The organism is Mycobacterium neglectum, assembly GCF_002591975.1.
Lineage (GTDB): Bacteria > Actinomycetota > Actinomycetes > Mycobacteriales > Mycobacteriaceae > Mycobacterium > Mycobacterium neglectum.
In genome coordinates, this window is the sequence record NZ_NVQE01000005.1 from 122556 (window position 1) to 146933 (window position 24378).

Here is a 24378-nt window from a genome sequence, read left to right on the forward strand (position 1 = left end):
CGCCAGGTGGACACCAATTCCGTTGATAGGGCTTCACCATGTGGTTCGGCCCAATGTCACCGAATCAAACCAAAGTGTAGACACACAAACGTCCGTGTGGTGGACTGAATGTCCACACAACGATATTCCGAACGACCGCGGCGTCGCCCCCGCTGGATGACGCCGGAAAGGGAACAGTGGCAGAACTGACGTCGACGCAAGCGGCGATCCAGGCCGAGGTCCGCGAGATCTGCGCACAGTTCGACGAGGAGTACTGGCAAGACAAAGACACCCGCCGGGAATACCCCGAAGAATTCCTCAAAGCCCTGCTGGCGTCCGGCTGGCTCGGCGTCCTCATCCCCCGCGAATACGGCGGCAAGGGGCTCGGTATGTACGAGGCCGCAATCATCATTGAGGAGATCTCGAAATCTGGCGCCAACGCGATCTCGTGTCATGCCCAGATCTACAACGTCGCGATGCTGTTGCGTTACGGCTCAGAGGAACTCAAACAGCGGTATTTGCCGCGCATCGCCTCCGGCGAGTTGCGTTTTCTCGCCTTCGGCCTCACCGAGGAGGCCGCCGGCCAGGACACCACCAAGATCGCGACGACAGCGCACCGCGACGGTGACGTCTACGTGCTCAACGGCCACAAGAACTGGCTGTCTCGCGCCCAGCATGCCGACCTCATGCTCGCCATCGCGCGCACCACCCCGCTCGAGGACGCCCATAAGAAGACCCACGGCCTGTCTGCGTTCCTGGTGGACCTGCCGGCCGAGGGGCTTCACCTCAAGCCCAAGCCCCTGATGATGAACATCGAAACCAACGAAGCCGATTTCGACGATCTGCGGGTCCCCGCCGAAAACCTGATCGGCGAAGAAGGAGCGGCGTTCCGCCAAATCCTCAGCGGAGTGAACGGAGACCGGATCGCGGCGTCATCCGCTGCGATCGGCGATGCACGGTGGCTCATCGAACACGCAACGAAGTATGCCAACGAACGCGTGGTCTTCGAGCGCCCCATTGGACAGAACCAAAGCGTGCAGTTCCCGATCGCGCACGCCTACGCCGCCACCGAGGCCGCGAGTCTGATGCGCTTTCGTGCCGCCGAGAAGTACGACCGCGGCGAGGAGCCCGGCCCCGAATCCAACATGGCCAAGCTGCTGTCGTCGGAGGCTTCGTGGGAGGCGGCCAACGCCGCGATGTCCACCTACGGGGGAGCCGCGTTCGCGCGATCCAACGGCGTCGAGCGCAAGTTCCGGGAAACACGACTCTTCCTCAACGCGCCCGGGTCCAACAGCCTCATCCTCTCCTATCTCAGCCAGCACGTTCTCGGGATGCCACGGAGCTTCTAAGAGCCGCCGGCCGCACTGAACGTCAAAGAAGACACCGTCCGGTCAGGAGGACCCATGAAAGTACGAAAGCCACTACCCGCACTGGTCGCATCGCTTGTGCTGATGGCGGTCTACCTCTTGGCCGGATGCGGCAGCGAGTCCGGTTCCACGGCAGGAGGTTCCGGCGATAACTATCCCGGTGGGCCGATCCAGTTGATCGCCCCGGCCGCGGCCGGCGGCGGGTACGACACGACCGCAAGGGTGGTGCTCGACACGCTCCAGAAGGCCGGCCTGGTCAAGACCCCGATCGTCGTCGAGAACCGCGAGGGCGCCGACGGGTCGGTATGGATGGCGCAGATGGCGACCGACCTCACCGGAGACGCCAACGTGATCTCGGTCGGCGGGACTGCCTCGATGTACAACGACGCGCGCGGCGATACTCAGCACAACTTTCACGACGTGACCCCGATCGCGTCGCTGATCAGCGAGTACTACGTGTTCGTCGTGCCGGCCGATTCGCCGTTCCAAAAACTGTCCGACGTGGTCGACGCCGTCAAGGCCAACCCCCAGTCGGTGCCGATCGGCGGCGGCAGTCTGGACCGCGCGGCATTCGACCTCGTGATGCTCGCGGCGGGCGGCGATCCGGCGAAGAACAACTTCGTGGAATATCCGACAGGAGCTGAGCAGACCGTCGGCCTGCTCAACGGCGACTTGGCGGTGGGCGTCGCAGGGACACCAGAGTTCAAGGGACAGATTGAATCCGGCGAGCTGCGCGCGCTCGCAGTGACTCGGCCCGAGCGTTTCGAACAGGAGCCGTTCACCAACGTTCCGACTGCAACCGAGGAGGGCTACGACGTCACCCTGGCGAACTGGCGGTGCATCTACGGTCCCAAGGAGATGCCCGATTACGCGGTGACGTACTGGAAGGACACGCTCGGCGAAATGGTCGAGACCGAACAGTGGACCGAGGCCGCGAACAACAACCAATGGGAAACCAACTTCAAGACCGATGAGCAACTCCAGCAGCTCATCGACTCGACGTACAAGGAGATCGAGGACGCCTACCGGGCCACCGGAGTTATCCAGTGAGCCAACGCGTCGACGCCGATGGTCGCCACAAGTGGGCAGCCAAGCGCGAAGACGCCATCGGCGGCATGGTGGTCCTGGGACTCGCCGCGGTCATCCTCATCGGGGGACTGGCAATCCCCGACTCGAGTTACGCCAACGCGGTGCTGTCGCCGAGGGACTTCCCCTGGTTCGTCGGATTGCTGATGGCGGTCGCGGGCACGGTCCTGCTGGTGCGCAATGCCCCTGCGCTGGTGCCCAGCCACCGCTCTGCGAAAACCGGCCAAGAAGACGGGGGTTCGACCGCGGACGACAAGCGGCCGGAGGATGCGGAGGAAGCCCAGGCCCGGAGTCGCCCGGCGCAGAATCCTCGGACCCTCGGGATACTGCTCTCCTTCCTTCTGGGCTACATCCTCGTCTTCGTGTGGTTGGGCTATACGCTCTCCACATTTCTGTTCCTGGCCGGCTTGACAATGGTGCTCGCACCGAGGAAGCCGGCCCGCAACCTCATCTTCGCCGCGACATTCAGCATCGTGGTGTACCTCGGGTTCACCAAGGGGCTGAACGTCCTATTGCCACCAGGGCCGCTGGGCGGACTGCTCTGATGGACACGCTGGGTCTTCTCGGCGACGGTTTCGCGGCCGCGCTGACCGCAGAGAACATCATGTGGGTTCTGGTCGGCGTACTCGTGGGGACGATCGTGGGAATTCTGCCGGGACTGGGGTCGATAACCGCTGTCGCGCTGCTGCTTCCGCTGACGTTCGGAATGACGCCGCTGAGTGGACTGATCATGTTGTGCGGGGTCTACTTCGGCTCTCAGTACGGCAGTTCCACCACCGCGATCCTGGTGCGTACGCCCGGCGACACGGGTTCAGTCGTCACCACGATCGACGGCTACGAGATGGCGCTGCGCGGCCGCGCCGGACCGGCATTGATGACCGCAGCGATCGGTTCTTTCCTCGCCGGCACCGTCTCCATTGTGGCCCTGACCTTCCTGTCGCCGTTATTCGGCAGGCTCGCAATCTCTTTCGGCGCCGCCGAGTACTTCCTGCTAATGCTGCTGGCCCTGTTGCTGGTCGCGACCCTCACCACCGGATCGACCGTCAAGGCGGTCATCGCCGCACTGTTCGGGCTCTGGTTGTCGACGGTGGGTACGGATGCTGCCAGCGGAGTGACGCGCTACACCGGTGGCAACCTGCATCTCAGTGGGGGCATCGACTTCATCATCGTGGCCATTGCGCTGTTTGCGATCACTGAGGCGTTGAAGATCCTGTCACAACGACGCGGACAGAATGAGCGTCCTCGCCCCGTCGGCCGCATCACCATGAGCAAAGAGGACTGGCGGCGGTCGTCCTGGCCGTGGGCGCGTGGATCTGTGCTCGGCATCATCGTGGGCGTGCTCCCCGGCGTCGGGCCGTCGCTGGCGTCCTACGCGTCCTACATTCTCGAAAAGGGCGTCGCCCGCAGGGACCGCAAGGCCGAGTTCGGCCACGGAGCGATCGAGGGGGTGGCCGGGCCCGAGGCCGCAAACAACGCCGGAGTCGGCGGCGCGCTCGTGCCGATGTTCACGCTCGGCATCCCTGGATCGGCGACCACGGCATTGCTTCTCTTTGTCTTCACGATGCACGGTTTGCAGCCGGGCCCACAGCTTTTCCAGACGAACGCCGTGCTGATCTACGGGATCATCGCCAGCCTCTACATCGGCAACGTCGCACTTCTCGTGCTCAATCTGCCGATGGTTGGGGTGTTCGCCCGATTGCTGCGCACGCCGCCGGTCCTGCTGTACACCGGTGTGGCGGCCCTTGGCGTACTGGGCACGTACGCACTTGGGTTCGATCAGTTCGATCTCTACCTTCTGTTTACGTTCGGCGTCGTCGGCTACCTGATGGACCGCTACGGCTTCCCGGCCGCGACCGCCATTCTGGCGATGGTCCTAGGACCCCTCGTCGAGCAGAATCTCAGCCGCGCTCTCAACATCGGCGGGGGCGACCCGTTGGTGTTCGTGCAGCGCCCGATCTCACTTGCGCTGGTGGTGATCAGCCTGTTCGTGGTCGTTGGACCGCTCGCAGTGAAGGCGCTGCGCTGGTATCGGATCCGGGCCTGGCGCTCCCGCTGCCGGGCCAGGCGAACCCGCCCAGGAGCCGGCCAAGGTCGGACAGTGACCAAGCCAAGCGTCCCAACATAATTCACGGAAGGAACCCGTAGTGCTGCTCGACGTATCCCAACCGATCCATTCCGGCATGCCCAAGGCGGCACCTCTGGCCGAGGTGCGTGTCGAGCCGAACTTGCGGATCAGCGACGGCGCCCAATTGGACACCTCTGAGCTGACAATTCCATCGCACGCCGCGACCCACATCGACGCGCCTTCGCACGCGATAGCCGGCGGCGCGACGATCGACCACATCCCCGCCGACCGTTTCCTCGGCCCGGCCGTCGTATCCGCGATACGGCGCAAACCTGGTGAGCTGATCGGCGTCTCCGATGTGCTCGACGGCGGCCCCGCGCTAAAAGCAGGCGACATGCTCTTCCTCGATACCGGCTGGGGCGCAAAATTTTTCGATCGAAGCTACTACGACCATCCGAGCCTGGATCCGGAACTCGCCCAATGGCTGGTCGATACCGGCGTGAAACTGCTTGCCGTGGACTTCATCACGCCGGACCTGCCACACGCCCGGCGCGAAGACGGTTTCGACTATCCGGTGCACAAGATCCTGCTCGGAAATGAGGTGCTGATCGCGGAGAACCTCGCCGATTTGAGCACCTTCTCCGGGCAACGGGTGTTCGCCTATGCGTTCCCGCTGATCGTCCGCGGCGGCGACGCCGGGCACGCCAGGATCGTGCTCACCGACGACGTGCCTGCCGCCTAGACCTCACGGGGTCAGTGCACCTCCGTTGACCTCGAGCACTTGGCCCGTCACGTAACCGCCCATCACCGGTGACGCCAGGAACATGACCGGACCGACACAGTCCTGCGGTGTGCCGATGCGGCCAAGAGGATTGGTCGAGGCGATCTCTTCGAGACGCTTCGGCGTCGAGTGGCGGTCGTGAAACGGGGTGTCGATCACGCCGGGCGCCACGGCGTTGACCCGGATCCCGTGCCTGCCGACCTCGCGCGCCAGCCCGCGGGTAAACGTGCTCACCGCCGCCTTTGCCGAGGCGTAGAGCACCGACCGGCCCCCGCCGCCGTTGCGTGCGGCGATCGAGCTGATGTTGACTATCGCCCCGCCGCCCTCCTTGATCATCGACGGCACCACGCGCCGGCACGCGCGAAAGACAGTCCCCATATTGAGATCCATCACGTGCGCGTACGCGGAGTCAGACACGTCAGCGACGTTTTCCCGGCCGCCAAGGTCGCCGGCGTTGTTGACCAGGACATCGATCGGGCCGAACTCGGCCTCGGCCGCGGAGACGACGTCGTCCGCCCCGTTCGGCGTCATGAGGTCAGCACCTACCAGCATGCCTCGCCCCCCGGCCGACTCGATCGCGGCCAGAACCGCTTCAGCACCGGAGACATTGCGGTGGTAGTGCACTGCCACTGACGCACCCGCCGAGGCAAAGGCGGTCGCCACGGCCGCCCCGATTCCGGAGCTTGCGCCGGTGACCAGCACAGTCTTTTCGCCGAACTCCTCCACAAGCCCTCCTCATCAGATGGACATATTGTCCGTATGACGGACATAGCCTAGCCTGTCGCACCCCCGCGCGGGAGCCTTGCATAAACTGGTCCTTGATGTGTCGTGGATTACACCTCGTGCCGTGATGTGGCGATCATCGCAACTTTTCCTGGACATCCATCTGCACCATGTGGTGGACTAGTTGTCCGTGTAGTAAGAAATCGGTCGCGACGCGCAGTCGACCGATAACCGGGCCTCAAGGAGGACGCAGTTGATGATCAAATCCACCTGGCGTCGATCTCTGGCGGCGATCGCGCTGAGCGCCATGGCACTGGCTACCGGGTGTGCCGCTCCGGGTGGTGGCGAAGGCGCTTGGCCCGGCGGCGAACAGTTCACCTACGTCATTCCGTACGCCCCTGGCGGCTCGACCGATCCCGTCGGCCGAGAGTTCTCCCGCCTGCTCGGTGACGCGGTACACAGCACCGCCGTCGTCGAGAACCTGCCAGGCGGCGACGAGACGATCGGTCTCACCAGGGTGATCCAGGCCGAACCGAATGGGTTGACGCTCGGACTCAGCTCGGCGACCGGCGTCATCGTGCAACCACTCGTGAACCAGAACCTGCCCTTCAAGACGGTCGAGGACTACACGCCGATCGTGAAGATGGTGGAGGCCCCCAACGTGCTTGTCGTGGCTGCGAATTCCCCGTACAAGACACTTGATGATCTGATCGCCGACGCCAAGCAGCGGCCTGGCCAGATCCGGGTCGGAACCACCGGTGAACTCACCAACAACACGTTCGCGATGGTCAGCCTCGAGGACCAGGCGGGTATCGATCTCAATATCGTGCCGTTCAGCGGCGGTGCAGGCGAAGCCGTGCTGGCCACCCTCGGCGGCGACATCGAAGCTGCCATCCCGACCGCCGCGGGACAACGGTCCTTCATCGACAGCGGTGAGCTTCGCGCGCTCGCCCACACCGGTGGCACTGCGTACAACGAGGTCCTGCCCGGGTCAGTGTCGTTCAGCGAAGCCGGCTTTGACGTGCCGTTCTCGTCGGACTACATCACGGTGGCGGCACCCGGCTTGCCTGACGACGTGCGCACCGAGATTGTCGCGAAGGCCAGCGAAGTGGCGGCTAGCGATGAATGGGCCGCGTGGTGCAAGGAAGCAGGATTCGTCGCCGATCCATTGTCAGGTGCTGACCTCGACGAGTGGATCAAGACGACAACGGAGGCGAGCAAGCGCGCGATCGAGCTTGTCGAACAGGGCAGACAAGGCTGACCTGACCTGACCGGATTGTTCACCCCGAAATACACATACCGAGAGGCAGCCTCCATGGCACGCGTTCCCTACCGGTCCGCTGAGGAACTCCCCGAGGAACATCGCGAATTGCTGTCGCGGCCAATCAATCTGTTCCGCGGGCTCGCGAACTCGCCGGAAGCTTTTTCCAGATTCCATGCGCTTGGCGAGTGGATCAGATGGGACTGTGAGCTCGACCCGCGCCTGCGGGAGCTGGTCATCCTGCAGGTCGGTTACCTCACCCACAGTTCCTACGAGTTCAGCCACCACATCGAGATCGGGCGCAAGTTCGGGGTGACCGACGAGGACGTGCACGGCTTGATTGATCTGGCGGCGGGACGGCCGACGCATTTCACCGACGAGGAGCAAGACCTTCTCGAGGCCACCACCAGGCTCACCGAAGAGACCGCTGTTCCCGATGACCTCTGGAATCGGCTCGCCGAGCGGATGTCGCCGGCCCGATTGGTCGATTTCGTCGTGGTGGCGGCGTTCTACTCGATGGTTGTGCGGGTGCTCGCAACCCTGCAGATCGACGTGGAACCCGATTACGCGCAATACCTGGACAAGTTTCCGTTGCGGAGCCCAGTGTGACCGCGATGACGGCGGCCGTGCGCGATCCTCAGCGGCGGGGACGGATGATCTTCGGCGCAGCGAACCTTATGGTCGCGCTGGGTTACCTCATACAGGCGCTCGGCATGCCACGCGGAACCGCCGAACATCCCGGACCGGGCCTCTGGCCGATCGCGGTCGGTATGGCGTGGGTCGTCATCTCGCTCCTCGTCATCGCCGAGGCTGCTGTCTCCCGCGAGGTGGGCGGCCAGATCGACCTGCCGACCGGGGTAGAGCGGCGAAACGTGTTGATGTTCTTGGGTGCAACGATCACGTTCGTCGTGCTACTTCCCTTCCTCGGGCAATACATTGCGGCGTCGCTCTACGCCATCGCCATCATCAAGCTGTTGAGCAGTCTGTCGTGGGCGCGTGCGGTCGCCTACGGCGTCGTACTCGGTGCGGGCATCTCTTTCGCTTTCATCTCGTTGCTGCAGATCCGGCTTCCCGTTGGCCTTTTCGGGGGATTCTGAGGTTCGCCCGTGGGTGCCATCGACGGATTTCTCCAAGGCCTCTCCCTCGCGGTGACGCCAGAGCTGCTGCTGGCCGCCTTTCTCGGCGCGTTGGCGGGCACATTCATCGGCGTCCTGCCGGGTCTGGGTCCGGTGGCCGGCGCCGCCCTGGTACTGCCACTGACATTCTCCTACTCGCCCGCGGTAGGTCTGATCCTGATCGCCGGAATCTACCTCGGCGCGCAATACGGCGGGTCGACCTCCTCAGTGCTGCTGAACATTCCAGGCGACGCGTCGGCTATCGTCGCGACATTCGACGGTCACGAGATGGCCAAGAAGGGTAGGGCCGGCCCTGCGTTGACGATAATGGCCGTCGGCTCATTCATCGCCGGCACCGTAGGACTCACCATCCTGGTGTTCACCGCCACCAGCGTGTCGCGGCTCGCGCTCAACTTCGGCCCCCCGGAGTTCTTCGCGCTGACCGCCGGGGGGCTCCTCGCGCTGGCCCGCATCTCCGGCGGGAGCGTCGCGGGTGGCCTGCTGCCGATGATCCTGGGCATCGCGATGTCTACGGTCGGGCTCGAAGCCGCGACGAGCTATCCCCGATTCACCTTTGGCGTCAACGATCTATCGCTGGGCCTGAGCATCGCAACCGTTGCCGTTGGTCTGTACGGCATTTCCGAGATGATGTATCTGATCGAGAACAGGGATGCCGACCGCAAGCCGATGCGCATCGGCCTGCGCGAACTCATGCCGTCACGAGACGAGTGGAGACGGTCCGTACCGCCCTGGTGCAGGGGATCGCTGCTCGGTTTCTTCTTCGGGCTGCTCCCCGTCCCGTCGGCCACCTTGTCGACCTTCACGTCGTACAAGGTCGAGCAGACCGTCTCCAAGCATCGCAAGGAGCTCGGCAAGGGAGCGGTCGAGGGCATCGCCGGGCCGGAGGCCGCCAACAACTCGGCGGCGATCGGCAGTCTGGTTCCAGTGCTGGTGTTGGGTATACCGTTCTCGGCGACTCTGGCCCTGATGATCTCGGCCATGGTCGTGCAGGGTATCCAGCCCGGCCCGATGATCCTCACCCAACGGCCCGAGCTGTTCTGGTCCGTAGTCGCGGCGATGGTCGTGGCGAACTGCATGCTGTTGGTGTTGAACCTGCCGATGGTTGGGGTCTGGGTGCGGGTGCTGCGCATCCGTCGGCCCTACATGATCGCCTCGATCGTGCTCATTGCAGCGATCGGCAGTTTCAGTATCGCCAACAACATGATCGACGTCCGCATGATGGTGGCGGTCGGCATCCTCGGCTACATCCTGCGCAAGCTGAACTTCAGCCTCGCGTCGTTGCTTGTCGGTCTCGTCCTTGGACCTCTGATCGAAAAGTATTTCATGCAAAGCATGTTCATCTCGGGCGGCGATCCGATGTACCTGATCAGCTCTCCGATCGCGGTCGGAGTCTGGGTGGTTGTCGCGTTCGTGCTCATCGGCGGAATGTTCACGCCGCTGCTTCGTCGGCGGCGCAGGGGCGACCAAACGCCCGACAACGACAGGGAAGTTGCAGAAAAAGCCCATGGTTGACCGACTCAAAGACAAGGTGTGCATCGTCACGGGAGCAGGCTCGCGGGGCCCAGGCATCGGAAACGGCCGAGCCGCCGCAATCGCCTTCGCCCGCGAAGGAGCATCGGTGGTTCTCAACGACCGCGACGCCGATGCGGCGGAGCTGACCGCGATCGCGATACGTGACGCGGGCGGGTCCGCATCGGTGTGTATCGGTGACCTGACGAATATCATCGATGCCGAGGCCCTGACCCGTCACACGGTCGAGACGTTCGGTCGAGTCGACGTGTTACACAACAACATCGGCATCGAGGGCGCGGGTTCGGTGGTCGAGATGACGGAAGACCTGTGGGACCGGGTGATGACGGTGAACGTCAAGAGCATGGCGCTGGCTTCGAAGTTCGCGATTCCGGCGATGGCCAGCAGCGGCGGCGGCGCCATCGTGAACATCTCGTCGATCTCCGCGCTGCGGCCGCGCGGACTCACACCGTACTCGGCGTCCAAGGGTGCCGTGATCGCGTTGACTAGGGCGATGGCGGTCGACCACGCCGCCGACGGGATCCGGGTCAACTGCGTTGCTCCGGGCCCCGTCTACACCCCGCATGTCAGCGAGGGCATGACCGAGGAGCGCCGCGAACGACGGAGACAGGCTTCGCTCCTCGGTATCGAGGGAACGGCGTGGGATATCGCCTACGCCGCAGTGTATTTGGCATCCGAAGAAGCGCGGTACGTCACTGGCGTGACGATACCCGTCGACGGCGGCGTAACGCTGACGAGCGCCGGTCGATGACATCGCCGGATCGGTTCGTTGTCAGCGTGCTCGACGACTATCAGGGCGTAGCGGCAGACTGCGCGGATTGGGCCAGCCTAGGTCCTGACGTCGACGTCCGGTTTCACCGCCAGCACATCGACAGCGACAACCGACTTGTCGATGCGCTCAAGGGTAGCCATGTCATCGTCGCGATGAGGGAGCGGACACCCTTGCGCGCACACGTGCTGGATCGGCTCGACGACCTGCGCCTCGTCGTGACGACTGGCATGCGTAACGAATCAATCGACCATGTGCCCGGCTTGCCGATCTGCGGCACACGCGGGCTGGTGTCCCCCACGGTGGAACTGACCTGGGCGCTGCTGCTGGCGGCCCGCCGCCGGCTGATTGCCGAATCGGCAGCGCTGCGTGGGGGACATTGGCAGACCGCCGTCGGAGACGGTCTGGAAGGGACCACACTCGGGGTGCTGGGTCTCGGAGGGATCGGCGCCCGAGTCGCCAAGATTGCCAAGGCGTTCGGCATGACAGTACTCGCGTGGAGCCAGCACCTCACCGCCGAGAGAGCTGAGGAGATCGGAGTGGCCAAGGCAGAATCCCTGGGGCACCTGTTTGCCAATGCGGCCATCGTGTCGATCCACCTTCGACTCAGCGATCGAACCCGCGGCCTCGTGAGCATCGCGGAGCTGGATCAGCTCGGACCAGATGGCCTGCTGGTCAATACATCCCGCGCACAGATTGTCGATCAGGACGATCTGGTCGAGGCCCTCCGCGCAGGCCGTCTTGGCGGTGCCGCCCTCGACGTCTACGACCAGGAGCCACTGCCGAGGAACCACCCGATCCTTGCTGTCCCCCGGACGACACTCACCCCGCATCTCGGTTACGTCACGCGACAGAACTACGAACTGTTCTTCTCGGACGTGGTCGAGGACATCGTGGCGTTCCGCGCGGGCAACCCGATCCGGCTTATTGCAGACAACTCTTAACGCACGACATTTCAGGAGGACATCCGTGGCAGGGCAGCTTGAAGGAAGAACGGTCGTCGTCGTCGGCGGCGGGCAAACGCCTGGCCAGACCGTTGGTAATGGACGTGCGGCGGCGTTGACGTATGCCACCGCCGGCGCCAATGTCCTTGTAGGCGACCGCAACCAGGAGGCTGCCGACGAGACCGTGCAAGCGATCCTCGATGCAGGCGGAGTCGCCCGCGGCACGACGGTCGATGTCACCGATGAGAAATCGATCATCGCCTTCATCGAGTCTGCGCTGGGCGCATGGAGCCGAATTGACGTGCTGCACAACAATGTCGGGGTCAGCCTCGCCGGCGGCGATGCCGTCATCACCGACATCGACGCAGCGGCGTTCGCCAGGGTCATCGACATCAATCTGACCGGAATGGTGATGACGTGTAAACACGTGATACCGCACATGCGCGACCGGGGTGGCGGCGTGATCACCAGCATCGGCTCGCTGGCATCGTTGATCGACTATCCCTACATCGCCTACAAGACGTCGAAGGCCGGCGTTGTCGCGATGACGCAGAACATCGCCATCAGGCATGCCAGGGACGGTATCCGCGCCAACGCAATCCTGCCCGGGCTGATGGAGACACCGATGGCGATCGAGAACCGCGTCGGCCTCGGCGGTGCCACGCGCGAACAGGTGATCGCGGAGCGCAACAACCACGTTCCATTACGGGGGCGCATGGGCACCGGTTGGGACGTCGCCCGCGCCGCACTATTCCTAGCCTCCGATGACGCACAATTCATCACCGGTGTCGCCTTGCCGGTCGATGGCGGGCAGTCGCTGGTGGTCGGATGAGCGTCGAACTGTATTGGATGCCGGGCTGCAGCAGCTGCCTGCGGATGAAGGAGTTCGTCGAGCAGTCGGGCATCGGCTACGTCGCAATCAATGTCGACACCGAGCCAGAGCGTGCAGCCAAGCTCACCAGTCAGGGCCTGCGGGTGCCCGCCGCCTGCGTTGGCGACAAGTGCGTGAACGGAGTGAACCTGGCGAGCGTCGCATCCTTGATCGGCGTCGATTACTCGCCGCCGGAGATGTTGTCGCCCGCTGAACTCATGGTGCGCTACCGGCGGGTGATCCAAGCTCTGTGCGATCTCATCGACCAGATCCCGCCCGAACACGCCGGTTTCACGCTTCCTGGCCGCGACCGCGACATCGTCACGCTCGCCGGTCATGCCGGCTGCGTCATGCGCTACTTCCTCGGCAAGTACGACGATGACGACTTCGATGGGTTCTTCGATGACCTGGAGCCCGGGCATCGCGATGCGCCACGCCTGGTGGAATTCGCGCGTGAGACCTTTCACCGCACGGAGGTGTGGTGGCACGACGACGGACACGACGATCCGCTGGATCGGGTGGCCCCGCTGTACTGGGGCTCCCGCACATTGGCCGAGGGTTTCGAGCGCGAGGTCTGGCATACCGCACAACACACGCGACAGCTCGCTTACATGCTCGAGCAGATCGGCGTCAACCCCCGCGGAGCGCTGACGCCAGAAGATCTCGCGGGGCTGCCGCTGCCGAACCGGATATTCGACTGATGCCCGCCGGAAATGGCTCTCCGGTCGAGGATGTGGCCCGAGACGAACCGCACGACCTCCTCGACCTGGGCGGCCTCATCTTGATCCTATTTTGGGCTGAATGGTGCTCTCCGTGCCACGCGATGCGACCAGAGGTCGAACACTTCGCCGCGAACGCTGTATGCGATATCGCGGTGTGCGCAGTGGAGATCGGCCGATGCCCCCGCATCGCAGAGCATTTCGGCGTGCAGTCCGTGCCGAGCACCGTAATTCTGCGTGACGGCGTCGAGGTCCATCGCGCTTCGGGTGCAAAGCGTCGGAACCAACTTCTTCGAATAGTGAACTCCTTGTCCACTGCAGACCAATAACGATTCGAAAGGAGGGGCATGCAGGCAGTGGTTTACGCCGGTCCGGGCCGGCTCGAACTCCAAGACCGCCCAGACCCTTCGCCTGGCAAAAACCAGGCTCTACTCGCCGTCTCCCACGTCGGGGTGTGCGGTACCGACCTACTCATCTGGGAAGGCGGGCTGACACGGGTGAGACCGCCGGTGGTGCTGGGACACGAATTCAGCGCCCGGGTGGTCAGTGCACCCGCGGACAGCGGTTTCACCAAGGGCAGGCCGGTTGTGGTCGAACCGACCTTGTCGTGCGGATCCTGCTTCCCTTGTCAATCGGGTAACGCCCACGTCTGCGTGCGGCTGGGCCTCGTCGGCATTGATGTCGACGGCGCGGCCGCGACGCACGTTGCGGTGCCGACCCACAGATTGCACGCGGTCCCCGAGGGTTTGAGCCTGCGCGAAGCGGCGCTGGCCGAGCCGACTGCGGTCGCTTGCCACATGGCGAACCGGGCAGGCGTGACACCGGACGCAACGGTACTCGTCGTCGGCGGCGGCCCGATCGGCATTCTCGTCGGACTCGTTGCACGGGCGACGGGAGCCGCACTGGTGGTTGTCAGGGAACCCAACCCGCGCCGGCGCGCGCTGGCCGAAGCGGTCGGGCTGGCGACGTCCACGCCCGACGATGAGCCCGACCAGGAGCTGGCCGTGCGCGTCGGGGCCGACGGTTTCGACGTGGCCTTCGAGCTCACCGGCCTCGGTGTGGGACTTGAGACGGCGATCCAGGCGACCAGGGTGCGCGGCACGGTTTTGCTCGGCGGGTTGCCCCACGGTGCGGTCGGCGTCCACACCGCACCTGCGGTGATGAAGGAGCTCGAATTGCGGGGTTCGCGGGTGTATCGCGGCGGCGATTTCGCTGCGGCACTCGAACTGCTCGCGGATGGCCGGGTCTCGGCGTCACACCTGATCACCAAAGTCGTGGGACTCAGCGAAGCGATCGATGGAGCGTTCGCGGCGATCCGCGACGATAAGTGGGAGATGAAGGTGCTCATCGACGTTGAAGGAGATGTGCTGTGACGGAATCGAAGCGACCGCCGCTGGGGCGAATGGACGGCCGCATCGCCGTCGTGACCGGGGCGAGCACGGGTATCGGCGCGGCCATTGCCCGGGAATTCGTGCGCGCCGGCGCCAAGGTCCACGCCATCGCCCGCCGGCCAGAGGTCATCACCGAGAACCTCGGCGCGGAAATCGTCGCCGACGGCCGGTGCGTCCCACACAAGGTCGACGTCTCCGACGCCGCTGCCGTGCAGGCGCTCGCCAACGAGTTGAGCACAGAACCGGTGGACACCCTGGTGTGCGCCGCGGGTATCAACATCCCCCGCCGACGCGTCGCCGAATTGACCATCGACGCATGGCGCGAGTTGGTCGAGATCAATCTCAACGGCGTCTTCTATTGCCTGCACGCGTTTCTAGACCAACTGAGGGCAAACGAAGGCGACCTCGTCGTGATCTCGAGCGTGGCGGCGGCTTGGCCTGACCACAGCGGAGCGGGCTACGGCGCAACCAAGTCCGGCCTGCTCGGCTTCGCTCGCGGCGTCGGTATCGACGAGCATGCGCAGGGGGTTCGGGTATCCACGATCCTCCCAGGGATCGTGGATACTCCCATTCTGGACAAGCGCCCGATTCCGCCGCCACCCGAGTTGCGCGAATGGTGTCTGCAACCCGAGGATGTCGCGGCCACGTGCCTGCTGGCGGTGACGCTGCCGCCTCGGGCCAACCTCGCCGAGTCGACGATGGTGGCTACCCGACTGCAATCACTGGGGAAGACGCAGCAGGCGAACCCCCAACTGCCAGAGTCACTTCAACGCGGCGGATAGCTCACGCGACTATAGGTACGTCACGCCGAGAACCACCAGCGAGAACAGCACCGGCGCTACCGGCAACCCCCATAGGAACGCCGCCCACACGTCGGACTTCCGCCGGTACGCACGCCAACCGAGCGCGCCGACGACGCCACCCAGCACAAAGGAGGTGGCCGCCACCACCAGCACCCACGAACTGACCGTCGCGGTGGATGTCGCAGCCGTGATCCCGGCCAGCCACAGGATGTGGCCGACCACCAACCCGCCGATACCGGCGACCCAGATCGCCGCACTCAAAAGTTGATCATGTGGCCGGCCAGGCCGTGGAAGCACTCCTGTAGGGCTTCCGACAGCGTCGGGTGGGTGTGCACGTTGCGGGTCAACTCGTTGACGGTCAGATCCCACTTCTGCGCCAGCGTCAGCTCAGGCAGCAGTTCAGAGACGTCATGGCCGATCAGGTGCCCGCCGAGCAACTCACCGTACTTCGCGTCGGCGATCAACTTGACGAACCCACTCGGATCACCGAGCCCGTGCGCCTTCGCGTTCGCGGTCAACGGGAACTTGGCGACCTTGACGTCATACCCCTCGTCGCGCGCCTGCTCCTCGGTCAGCCCGAAGCTCGCAACCTGCGGCTGGCAGAACGTAGCGCGCGGCAACATCCGGTAATCGCCAAGCGCCAAAGTCTCTGCACCCGCGATGGTTTCGGCCGCAACCACGCCCATCGCCTCGGCGACGTGGGCCAACATCAGTTTCCCGGTGACGTCCCCGATCGCATAGACGTGCGGCACGTTGGTGCGCATGTAGTCATCGATCTCGATGGCCTTGCGGTCGGTGAGGTTCACCCCGGTGACGTCCAGGCCGTAGCCCTCGACGTTGGGCGCAAAGCCGATGGCCTGAAGAACCTTGTCGGCCTTGAGCTCTTCGGTCTTGCCGTCCTTGTTGACGGTGACCAGGACGGAACCGTCAGCCCCTTCGTCTTTGATGGACTCGACCTTGGTGCCGGTGAGGATCTTCACCCCGAGCTTCTTGAACTGCTTCTCGATCTCCTTGGACACCTCGGCGTCCTCGTTGGGCAGCGCCCGCGGCAGAAACTCCACGATGGTGACCTCAACCCCGAAGTTGCGCAGCACGTAACCGAACTCCATACCGATCGCCCCCGCGCCGGCGATGACGATCGAGGACGGCAACTCGCGTGTCATGATCAGCTTTTCGTAGGTGACGACGTTCTCCGACAGCGACGTGCCCGGCACCAACCGCGTACTACTGCCGGTCGCGATGATGCAGTTGTCGAAGGTGACCGACTCGGTGCCACCCTCGTTGAGATCGACCTCCAGCGTGTTGGCGTCTTTGAACTTCCCGTAACCGTGGATCTCGGTGATCTTGTTCTTCTTCATCAGAAAGTGCACACCGGCCACCCGACCGTCGGCGACCTTACGGCTGCGGTCGAAGGCCACCCCGTAATCCATGGACGGCTCACCGCTGATGCCGAATGTCTTGGCTTCCTTGGTGATGATGTGGGACAACTCGGCGTTGCGCAGCAACGACTTGGAGGGGATACAGCCGACATTGAGGCACACCCCGCCCCAATACTTGGGCTCGATGACTGCGGTGTTCAGTCCGAGCTGGGCGGCGCGGATAGCCGCGACGTATCCACCGGGGCCTGCTCCGAGAACGACGACGTCATAGTGGGTCACACCTACAACTCTAGTAAGGGATCAGCCCCACGAAGCAGCGAGTGGCCCATTCGCAGAAGTAGAGACCGTGCAATACGGCGGCTCCCGCCGTCGCGGCCAGCGGTGCCGACGTGAACGCGATGGCCACAACGGACGCGATGGGCCTGTTCGGCACCATCGCGACGAGCAGGCCGCCGACGGTGCACAGGATCAGAAAGACCAGCACCACGAACTCCGGGGCAGTCTTGTCGATCGAGTGATACCACCAGTGGTAGAGCCCCCACCCCGCCGCGGCCGCGAGCGCCCAGACGCACGCCACGACCACGACGAAGTGCCAGCGCTTGACGTACTGGTACTCGCCCGGCAGGACCACTGACCGGGCAGGCAGGGGCAACGGTCCCGACGGGTTCTCTTCGGGGCCGTCGACCGGATCGGGTTGCGCGTCGAGTTCACCGGTATCCCAGGTCGGTGTGAACTCCTGGGTGTCGACGAGCAGGTCGCGGTCCACGTCAGGCCCCGTTCACCGTCTGAATCGCGACCAGCGCGCCGAACCAGCCGGGGGCGATGGCGATGACGAATGCTCCGACCGCGGTCAGCCAGCGTCGCCGCGACAGCAGGATCGTCAACATCCCGATCGCTCCCGGCACACCCACGACGAGCGCAATCACCACATCGGGCCGAATCTTCGCGCTCACCAGCAGGGTTGCCCCGATTCCGAGGAGCAGCCCGACTGCCGTTCCGATCAGCAGCGCACTGGTCAGCAACCGCGTGCTAGGCAGCGGTATCATCCTTCCGACGATACTGCGGCACCCACCGTTAATCGGTTAGCCGCCCGGCGTGGCATCCCTTAATTGTGTTGCGGGGCAGGTAGCGGGCACGCGTCAACGGCTTCCGCGACGATGTGCGTCCGTGTCGCGGGCGGTCTGACGCGCCTCGCAAAGTCGGTGCCTGTTACCGGCGCTGATGCGCTCAGCAACTGGTTCTCCTCATTGCTGAAAGCGCGGCCGCGCGACAGGAAGCGCATCCCTTCGGGCGCTTCGACACTGAAGCCACCACCCCTGCCGGGAACCACATCGATGACCAACTGCGTGTGCTTCCACGCCTCGAACTGCGGTCCCGAGATCCACACGGGCACGCCTTCTGGTTGGACGTCCAAGCCGACATCGAGCACAGCAAGCAAAACGTCTCGGTCCCCGACGAGGAATTCGCCGTCGGGGTAACACATCGGCGACGACCCATCGCAGCATCCGCCCGACTGGTGGAACATCAGCGCGCCGTGGCGACCCTGCAGCCGCCGAAGCAGGTCGGCCGCCGCCTGGGTGATCAACGCACGATGCGGGGCGTCACTCAAGATTCCCTCTCTGCCGAACGTGGGTTACCGTCACGCAATACCGGGGTTTGCCGTGCGGGTAACCCACGTTCGCGCCCGTTTCAAGATCAGAAGAAGCCCTGCGCCTTGTTGGAGTACGACACCAGCAGGTTCTTGGTCTGCTGGTAATGGTCGAGCATCATCTTGTGGTTCTCCCGGCCGATGCCGGACTGCTTGTAGCCGCCGAACGCCGCGTGCGCGGGGTAGGCGTGATAGCAGTTCGTCCACACCCGGCCCGCCTTGATATCGCGCCCGGCCCGGTAGGCGACGTTGCCGTCACGGCTCCACACCCCAGCACCGAGACCGTAGAGCGTGTCGTTGGCGATGGCGATCGCGTCGTCATAGTCCTTGAACGACGTCACCGCGACGACGGGTCCGAAGATCTCCTCCTGGAAGATGCGCATCTTGTTGTTGCCCTCGAAGATCGTCGGCTGCACGTAATAGCCGCCGTTGAGGTCGCCGCCGAGTTGTGCGCGCTCGCCGCCGGTAACCACCCGTGCGCCCTCGTCTTTACCAACCTCGATGTAGGACAACACCTTTTCCAGCTGATCGTTGGATGCCTGCGAACCGATCATCGTCTCGGTGTCCAATGGGTCGCCCTGGCGCACAGCCTTGGTGCGAATCGCGGCGAGTTCGAGGAACTCGTCATAGATGTCGGCCTGGATCAGGCTGCGCGACGGGCAGGTGCACACCTCGCCCTGGTTGAGGGCGAACATCGTGAATCCTTCCAGCGCCTTGTCCTGGAAGTCGTCACCTGCAGCCATCACGTCGGAGAAGAAGATGTTGGGGCTCTTGCCGCCGAGTTCGAGCGTGACGGGGATCAGGTTCTGCGACGCGTATTGCATGATCAGCCGGCCGGTGGTGGTCTCCCCGGTGAAGGCGATCTTCGCGATGCGGTTCGACGACGCCAGCGGCTTGCCCGCTTCGAAGCCGAATCCGTTGACGACGTTGAGCACACCGGCGGGCAGCAGATCGCCGATCAAGCTCATCAGGTACAGGATCGACGCCGGGGTCTGCTCGGCGGGTTTGAGGACGACGGCGTTGCCCGCCGCCAGCGCAGGAGCGAGCTTCCACGTAGCCATCAGGATCGGGAAGTTCCACGGGATGATCTGGCCGACCACGCCGAGGGGTTCGTGGAAGTGATAGGCGACGGTGTCCTCGTCGATCTGGCTCAGCGAGCCCTCCTGTGCCCGAATGGCGCCCGCGAAATACCGGAAGTGGTCGATGGCCAGCGGGATGTCCGCGGCCAGCGTCTCGCGGATCGGCTTGCCGTTGTCCCACGCTTCGGCCAGCGCTATCGAGTCGAGATTGGCCTCGATGCGGTCGGCGATCTTGTTGAGGATGTTCGCGCGCTCGCCGGCGGCCGTCTTGCCCCACGCGGTGGCCGCGCCGTGCGCGGCGTCGAGCGCCTTCTCGATATCCGCCTCTGTCGACCGCGGGATCTCGCAGAACGGCTGGCCGGTCACCGGTGTCGGGTTCTCGAAGTACTCGCCGGAGGCCGGCGGCACCCATTCTCCGCCGATGAAGTTGCCATACCGCGACTCATACGACATCAGGGCGTCTGAGGAACCAGGACGGGCGTAGACAGTCATGAAGGACTCCCTCTCTGACAGCGGGGATGAATGGGTGTAACGGAGCTCACACTACGCCGAACGGCCACAATGGTGCTGTGGCCCAAGACCCTTATCTGTGGCTCGAAGACATCACCGGCGACGACGCGCTGGACTGGGTGCGCAAGCACAACGAGCCCACGCTCGCCGCGTTCGGCGGGACCCGCTTCGACCAGATGCGTACGGAGGCGCTGGAGGTCCTCGACACCGAAGCGCGGATCCCGTACGTGCGGCGGCGCGGTGAGTTCCTCTACAACTTCTGGCGCGATGCGGTCAATCCGCGCGGACTGTGGCGGCGCACGACGCTGGATAGTTACCGCACCGCCGACCCCGAATGGGATGTGCTCTTCGACGTCGATGCGCTCGCCGAGGCCGAGGGTGAGAAATGGGTGTGGGCCGGCGCCGAGGTTCTCGAGCCTGATCACCGATTGGCCCTGATCGAACTGTCACGGGGTGGCGCCGACGCCACCGTGGTGCGCGAATTCGACATGGAGAAGCGCGAATTCGTCACCGACGGGTTCGAGCTTCCAGAAGCGAAGTCGAGTGTGACGTGGCAGGACCGCGACACCGTATTGGTCGGCACCGAGTTCGGTCCCGATTCGATGACGGACTCCGGTTATCCGCGAATTGTGAAACGGTGGCTGCGGGGTCAACCACTCAGTGACGCCCTGACGCTGTTCGAAGGCGAGGCGACAGATGTCAGCGTCGGCGGCGGCTACGATCCGACGCCGGGCTTCGAGCGACTCTTCATCACAAGGTCTTTCGACTTCTTCAACCGCGACCGCTACGAGCTTCGCGGCGGCGAGTTGATCGACATCGAGATACCCACCGACGCCGGGATGTCCGTGCACCGCGAGTGGCTGTTGATCCGGCCACGGACCGAGTGGACCGTCGGTGCGACCACTTACCGTCCGGGTTCACTGTTGGCGGCCCGCTATGACGAATTCCTCTCCGGCACAAGCGAACTGACCGTCGTATTCGAACCCGACGAACACTCCAGTCTGGACAGCTACGCGTGGACGCGCGATCACCTGGTGCTTGTCATGCTGGTCGACGTGTCCAGTCACGTCGACCTCGTGACACCAGGCACATGGGAGCGCACGTCGATCCCCGGAATCCCGCCCAATACCAACACCGTGCTGGTGGACATCGATGAGTATGGCGACGAGATGTTTCTGGACTCGAGCGGTTTCGACACACCATCCCAGTTGCTGTGGGGGCGCGCGGGTACCGAGGTGACCACGATCAAGAGCGCGCCCGCGTTCTTCGATGCCTCCGACATCGAGGTGACCCAGCACTTCGTGGCCTCTGCCGACGGCACCAAGATCCCGTATTTCGTCGTCGGTCACCGTAATTCAGATGGGCCAGGACCGACGTTGCTCAGCGGGTACGGCGGTTTCGAGGTGGCCAACACACCGGGTTACGCCGGTGTGCTCGGCCGACTGTGGCTGGCTCGCGGGGGCACCTACGTACTGGCCAACATCCGCGGTGGCGGCGAGTACGGACCGACCTGGCACACCCAGGCGATGCGTGAGAACAGGCATCTGGTCTACGAGGACTTCGCCGCGGTGGCATCCGATCTCGTTGACCGTGGGATAACCACGGTCGACGCACTCGGCGCCCAGGGCGGCAGCAACGGCGGCCTGCTGATGGGCGTCATGCTGACGCAATATCCCCAACTGTTCGGCGCCCTGGTGTGCAGCGTGCCCCTGCTGGACATGCGTCGGTTCCATCTGCTGCTCGCCGGGGCCTCGTGGGTGGCCGAGTACGGCGATCCGGACAACCCCGACGATTGGGCGTTCATCTCCGAATACTCTCCCTACCAAAATATTTCGGCGGACCTGAGCTATCCTCCGGTGCTGATCACGACGTCAACGCGCGACGATCGGGTACACCCCGGGCATGCCCGCAAGATGACCGCGGCGCTCGAGGAATTGGGGTATTCGGTGCAGTACTACGAGAACATCGAGGGCGGCCACGCCGGTGCGGCCGACAACGCCCAGACGGCGTTCAAGTCGGCGCTGATCTACGAGTACCTGTGGTCGATGCTCACTTGACCAGTTGATCGCCGAGGAACCGGTCCGGACCCGTCACACCCGGCAGGATGAAGAAGAAGCCGCCGCCCACCGGCATGATGTACTCCTCCAGCGGCTCGCCTTTGAGGCGGCGCTGCACGGTGAGGAAGCCTTTTTCCAGGCTGCGCTGGTAGGCGACGAACGCCAACCCCTGATCGAGCCTGCCTGCGCCGTCGAAGCCCCGCGAGTAGTTGAATCCCCTTCGCAGGATGAGGTTTTCGTCCGTTTCGGGAGTCCGCGGATTCGCCAGCCGGATATGCGCGTCGAGCGGAATCCGCTTGCCGTCGGGGTCTGAGGGATAGTCGGGATCGGTGAACTCACCCGTCAGCCCCAGCGGCGCGCCGCTGACCTTGGCACGCCCGATGAGCTGCTCCTGTTCGACGAGCCGGGTTCGGTCCCAGAATTCCACGAAATTGCGGATGATGCGGACCGCCTGATACGAGCCGCCGACCGCCCACTCCGGTTCGCCGTCATCGGCGCTCACCCACACATGACGATCCATCAGGGCTGCATCGTCGACGTCCAAATTCGACGTCCCGTCCTTGAATCCCAGCAGGTTTCGGGGAGTCACGGCTTCCGACGCCTGGCCCGCACCGATGCCGCGGGCGTAGCCGTCGATCATCCAGCGCAACACGAGATCGCTGCGCGTCCGCCTCATGACCTGGCGCAGCGCGAACTGAACGGTGTCGTTGTGGCCGGCCTCGAAGAGGACCGAGATGTCGCCGTGCGAGATCTTGGGGTCGAGCCGATCATTGGCAAGGAAGGGCATCGTTTCCAGCTCTTTGGGCTTGCGATCGGCGAGCCCGAACCTATCGTCGAACAGCGACGCCCCGACACCGACGACGATCGAAAGGTTGTCCGCAGGCGGCTTTTCGCCGAGGATGCCCGAGTCCACCGGCGGGTAGGCGGCATCCCGGGTTTCGGGCGGCTGGCCCGCCATCAGACCCCGGATCTCCTCGGTGAGTTCTTTGAGCGCCGTGGTCAGCCCGGCACGATCCTTCGACTGGACATTGAAGGAGGCCACCAGCCCCTGCTCGGGTATCGGCAGCGCGGTGATACCCGTCTGGTGCACACCCTCGAAAGGGACGAAGACCTCCGGCGTGGCGGGTGCGAGGTACTCCCGCTGCACCGAGTCGGTCAACGCATACGTGGCGCCGGCACCGACAGCGGCCCCGGCGCCCGCGCTCAGGGCACCCGTGACGAATCCTCGCCGTGAGATGCCCTGGCGCGACGGCCGCTCGGTCACGACAGCTTCAAAGCCCCCGCGATCTGGGACACGTTCTCCGACAGGCCGGCCAGCTGGGCCTTCAGCTTGTCGATGGTCGGCGGGTCGACGGTCACTCCGGTGCACCGGGGCGACGGGTACGGATCGTTCTCCGTGCAGTAGAGCACCCAGCCATCACCCTGGCGAAGCGGCTGCAGGGTCGCGTTGATCTCCGTGAAGCCGGCCTCGATCTTGCCGAGCAGCTCCGGATCAGCCTCCTGCAGTGCCGGCTTCAGCTTGTCGACGGCGGCCTGCGAACCCTGCAGGTTGGCGTCGAAGTCCCACAGGTCGGTCTTGGAGTAGCGGTCTTCCTCGCCGGTGATCTTCCCTTCGGAGACCTCTTCGATCAGTTCCGCCGCACCGGTCGCGACATCGACGGGCGTCACCTCGACCGTGGGGAACTGCTCCTTAAGGGCCGCGATGTCCGCATCGAGCTGATCGGCGAACGGGGCGCCACCCTCGGTCGTGTTCTCCTGGAAAAGCAGGTACTCCAGGCGGTGCCAGCCGGTGAACGCGGCGTCGTCGACACCGGCGAAGTCGTCAACACGGGCGTCGACCTTGCCATCGATCTCCGCCACCAAGCCGGCCAATGGCTCGATGCGCTCCCATGGCAGACGAGACGGCGCGTAAGCGTCCTGCGCAGCCTTCAGATCGTTTGCCCGCACCGCGTCGGTGAAAACCTTGACGGCGACGACGAGTTCGTCGATCTGACCGACGGCGTAAGTCTTGTATTCCGCGGCTGCCTGCTCGGCCAGCGGATTGGGAGCAGCAGCGGCTGCGCTCGAAGAGGTGGTCGTCGCACTGGCTGACGACGTCTCTTCGGTACTGCCCGTGTCGCTGGAGCAGCCCGCGACGATAAGGCTGATGGCTACCACCGGCACTGACCATGCCAAGAAACGATTCATTTGCACCCTCTAAGTTAGGAAAGGCTGAACATAGCATCACCCCAGGCCGGAGGGTAGGCACACCTAAATATCCGCTGTTCTTGACTTACCAAT

Annotated in this window: 26 protein-coding genes; 17 read left to right on the forward strand and 9 right to left on the reverse strand. The window is 64.3% G+C overall.

Annotation, left to right across the window (positions count from 1 at the left end; all coding sequences use genetic code 11):
* Nucleotides 1–176 precede the first annotated feature (176 nt).
* Genes CSQ99_RS06425 through CSQ99_RS06445 form a run of 5 tightly spaced genes read left to right on the forward strand, consistent with a single transcriptional unit; the run spans nucleotide 177 to nucleotide 5239 of the window.
* Complete coding sequence (locus CSQ99_RS06425) at nucleotides 177–1328, forward strand: acyl-CoA dehydrogenase family protein (protein ID WP_099038216.1); 1152 nt, start codon at nucleotides 177–179, stop codon at nucleotides 1326–1328.
* Nucleotides 1329–1382: 54 nt separating this feature from the next.
* On the forward strand, nucleotides 1383–2396 hold the full coding sequence (locus CSQ99_RS06430) for a tripartite tricarboxylate transporter substrate binding protein (RefSeq protein WP_099038217.1): 1014 nt from the start codon (nucleotides 1383–1385) through the stop codon (nucleotides 2394–2396).
* The gene (locus CSQ99_RS06435; RefSeq protein ID WP_099038218.1) at nucleotides 2393–2977 is read left to right on the forward strand and encodes a tripartite tricarboxylate transporter TctB family protein; all 585 of its coding nucleotides are present in this window, start codon (nucleotides 2393–2395) and stop codon (nucleotides 2975–2977) included. Before CSQ99_RS06430 ends, CSQ99_RS06435 begins: the two co-directional genes overlap by 4 nt.
* Nucleotides 2977–4557: a tripartite tricarboxylate transporter permease gene (locus CSQ99_RS06440; protein WP_099038219.1), complete on the forward strand. Its 1581-nt coding sequence runs from the start codon at nucleotides 2977–2979 to the stop codon at nucleotides 4555–4557. The genes CSQ99_RS06435 and CSQ99_RS06440 overlap by 1 nt, the downstream gene beginning before the upstream one ends.
* A gap of 19 nt (nucleotides 4558–4576) precedes the next feature.
* Nucleotides 4577–5239: a cyclase family protein gene (locus CSQ99_RS06445; RefSeq protein WP_099038220.1), complete on the forward strand. Its 663-nt coding sequence runs from the start codon at nucleotides 4577–4579 to the stop codon at nucleotides 5237–5239.
* 3 nt (nucleotides 5240–5242) lie between these two features.
* Here the strand turns inward: CSQ99_RS06445 and CSQ99_RS06450 are convergent, their stop codons facing one another.
* Nucleotides 5243–6004: an SDR family NAD(P)-dependent oxidoreductase gene (locus tag CSQ99_RS06450; RefSeq protein ID WP_099038221.1), complete on the reverse strand. Its 762-nt coding sequence runs from the start codon at nucleotides 6002–6004 to the stop codon at nucleotides 5243–5245.
* Nucleotides 6005–6257: 253 nt separating this feature from the next.
* On the opposite strand from CSQ99_RS06450, the gene CSQ99_RS06455 reads away from it, so the two are divergent.
* The 11 genes from CSQ99_RS06455 to CSQ99_RS06505 are packed head-to-tail and all read left to right on the forward strand — an operon-like array spanning nucleotide 6258 to nucleotide 15404.
* Nucleotides 6258–7262, forward strand: coding sequence for a Bug family tripartite tricarboxylate transporter substrate binding protein (locus tag CSQ99_RS06455; protein WP_099038222.1), 1005 nt, complete (start codon nucleotides 6258–6260; stop codon nucleotides 7260–7262).
* Between the two features lie 54 nt (nucleotides 7263–7316).
* Nucleotides 7317–7871 (forward strand): carboxymuconolactone decarboxylase family protein, encoded by a 555-nt coding sequence (locus CSQ99_RS06460; RefSeq protein ID WP_099038223.1) that lies wholly within the window; start codon nucleotides 7317–7319, stop codon nucleotides 7869–7871.
* Between the two features lie 5 nt (nucleotides 7872–7876).
* A complete protein-coding gene (locus tag CSQ99_RS06465; RefSeq protein ID WP_245908767.1) occupies nucleotides 7877–8359 on the forward strand; it encodes a tripartite tricarboxylate transporter TctB family protein in 483 nt (160 codons plus the stop codon).
* A gap of 9 nt (nucleotides 8360–8368) precedes the next feature.
* Complete coding sequence (locus CSQ99_RS06470) at nucleotides 8369–9910, forward strand: tripartite tricarboxylate transporter permease (protein WP_099038225.1); 1542 nt, start codon at nucleotides 8369–8371, stop codon at nucleotides 9908–9910.
* Nucleotides 9903–10679 (forward strand): SDR family NAD(P)-dependent oxidoreductase, encoded by a 777-nt coding sequence (locus CSQ99_RS06475; RefSeq protein WP_099038226.1) that lies wholly within the window; start codon nucleotides 9903–9905, stop codon nucleotides 10677–10679. Before CSQ99_RS06470 ends, CSQ99_RS06475 begins: the two co-directional genes overlap by 8 nt.
* Complete coding sequence (locus tag CSQ99_RS06480) at nucleotides 10676–11641, forward strand: D-2-hydroxyacid dehydrogenase family protein (RefSeq protein ID WP_099038227.1); 966 nt, start codon at nucleotides 10676–10678, stop codon at nucleotides 11639–11641. The genes CSQ99_RS06475 and CSQ99_RS06480 overlap by 4 nt, the downstream gene beginning before the upstream one ends.
* 25 nt (nucleotides 11642–11666) lie before the next feature.
* Nucleotides 11667–12473 (forward strand): SDR family NAD(P)-dependent oxidoreductase, encoded by an 807-nt coding sequence (locus tag CSQ99_RS06485; RefSeq protein WP_099038228.1) that lies wholly within the window; start codon nucleotides 11667–11669, stop codon nucleotides 12471–12473.
* The gene (locus CSQ99_RS06490) at nucleotides 12470–13213 is read left to right on the forward strand and encodes a glutaredoxin domain-containing protein (RefSeq protein ID WP_099038229.1); all 744 of its coding nucleotides are present in this window, start codon (nucleotides 12470–12472) and stop codon (nucleotides 13211–13213) included. Before CSQ99_RS06485 ends, CSQ99_RS06490 begins: the two co-directional genes overlap by 4 nt.
* Nucleotides 13213–13560: a thioredoxin family protein gene (locus CSQ99_RS31825; protein ID WP_099038230.1), complete on the forward strand. Its 348-nt coding sequence runs from the start codon at nucleotides 13213–13215 to the stop codon at nucleotides 13558–13560. The genes CSQ99_RS06490 and CSQ99_RS31825 overlap by 1 nt, the downstream gene beginning before the upstream one ends.
* Before the next feature lie 18 nt (nucleotides 13561–13578).
* Nucleotides 13579–14604 carry a zinc-dependent alcohol dehydrogenase gene (locus CSQ99_RS06500; RefSeq protein ID WP_099038231.1) on the forward strand — a complete coding sequence of 342 codons (1026 nt, stop codon included), beginning with the start codon at nucleotides 13579–13581 and terminating at the stop codon, nucleotides 14602–14604.
* On the forward strand, nucleotides 14601–15404 hold the full coding sequence (locus CSQ99_RS06505; RefSeq protein WP_245908756.1) for an SDR family oxidoreductase: 804 nt from the start codon (nucleotides 14601–14603) through the stop codon (nucleotides 15402–15404). The genes CSQ99_RS06500 and CSQ99_RS06505 overlap by 4 nt, the downstream gene beginning before the upstream one ends.
* A 9-nt stretch (nucleotides 15405–15413) precedes the next feature.
* Here CSQ99_RS06505 and CSQ99_RS06510 read toward each other — a convergent pair whose 3' ends face one another.
* From CSQ99_RS06510 to adh, 6 genes are all read right to left on the reverse strand, one after another.
* Nucleotides 15414–15686, reverse strand: a complete 273-nt coding sequence (locus CSQ99_RS06510; RefSeq protein ID WP_099038232.1) for a hypothetical protein — start codon at nucleotides 15684–15686, stop codon at nucleotides 15414–15416.
* Nucleotides 15683–17083 (reverse strand): dihydrolipoyl dehydrogenase, encoded by a 1401-nt coding sequence (lpdA, locus tag CSQ99_RS06515; protein WP_099038233.1) that lies wholly within the window; start codon nucleotides 17081–17083, stop codon nucleotides 15683–15685. Before lpdA ends, CSQ99_RS06510 begins: the two co-directional genes overlap by 4 nt.
* A 10-nt stretch (nucleotides 17084–17093) precedes the next feature.
* Nucleotides 17094–17570: a hypothetical protein gene (locus CSQ99_RS06520; protein WP_099038234.1), complete on the reverse strand. Its 477-nt coding sequence runs from the start codon at nucleotides 17568–17570 to the stop codon at nucleotides 17094–17096.
* A gap of 1 nt (nucleotide 17571) precedes the next feature.
* On the reverse strand, nucleotides 17572–17850 hold the full coding sequence (locus tag CSQ99_RS06525) for a putative holin (protein ID WP_099038235.1): 279 nt from the start codon (nucleotides 17848–17850) through the stop codon (nucleotides 17572–17574).
* 59 nt (nucleotides 17851–17909) lie between these two features.
* Entirely contained in the window at nucleotides 17910–18413 is a 504-nt protein-coding gene (locus CSQ99_RS06530; protein ID WP_099038236.1) for a DUF779 domain-containing protein, read from the reverse strand.
* 86 nt (nucleotides 18414–18499) lie between these two features.
* Entirely contained in the window at nucleotides 18500–20023 is a 1524-nt protein-coding gene (gene adh, locus CSQ99_RS06535; RefSeq protein ID WP_099038237.1) for an aldehyde dehydrogenase, read from the reverse strand.
* Between the two features lie 26 nt (nucleotides 20024–20049).
* On the opposite strand from adh, the gene CSQ99_RS06540 reads away from it, so the two are divergent.
* The gene (locus tag CSQ99_RS06540; RefSeq protein WP_099038238.1) at nucleotides 20050–22098 is read left to right on the forward strand and encodes a prolyl oligopeptidase family serine peptidase; all 2049 of its coding nucleotides are present in this window, start codon (nucleotides 20050–20052) and stop codon (nucleotides 22096–22098) included.
* Here CSQ99_RS06540 and CSQ99_RS06545 read toward each other — a convergent pair.
* The gene (locus tag CSQ99_RS06545; RefSeq protein ID WP_099038239.1) at nucleotides 22091–23362 is read right to left on the reverse strand and encodes a Dyp-type peroxidase; all 1272 of its coding nucleotides are present in this window, start codon (nucleotides 23360–23362) and stop codon (nucleotides 22091–22093) included. The genes CSQ99_RS06540 and CSQ99_RS06545 overlap by 8 nt on opposite strands.
* Complete coding sequence (locus CSQ99_RS06550) at nucleotides 23359–24285, reverse strand: EfeM/EfeO family lipoprotein (RefSeq protein ID WP_099038240.1); 927 nt, start codon at nucleotides 24283–24285, stop codon at nucleotides 23359–23361. The genes CSQ99_RS06545 and CSQ99_RS06550 overlap by 4 nt, the downstream gene beginning before the upstream one ends.
* Between the last annotated feature and the right edge of the window lie 93 nt (nucleotides 24286–24378).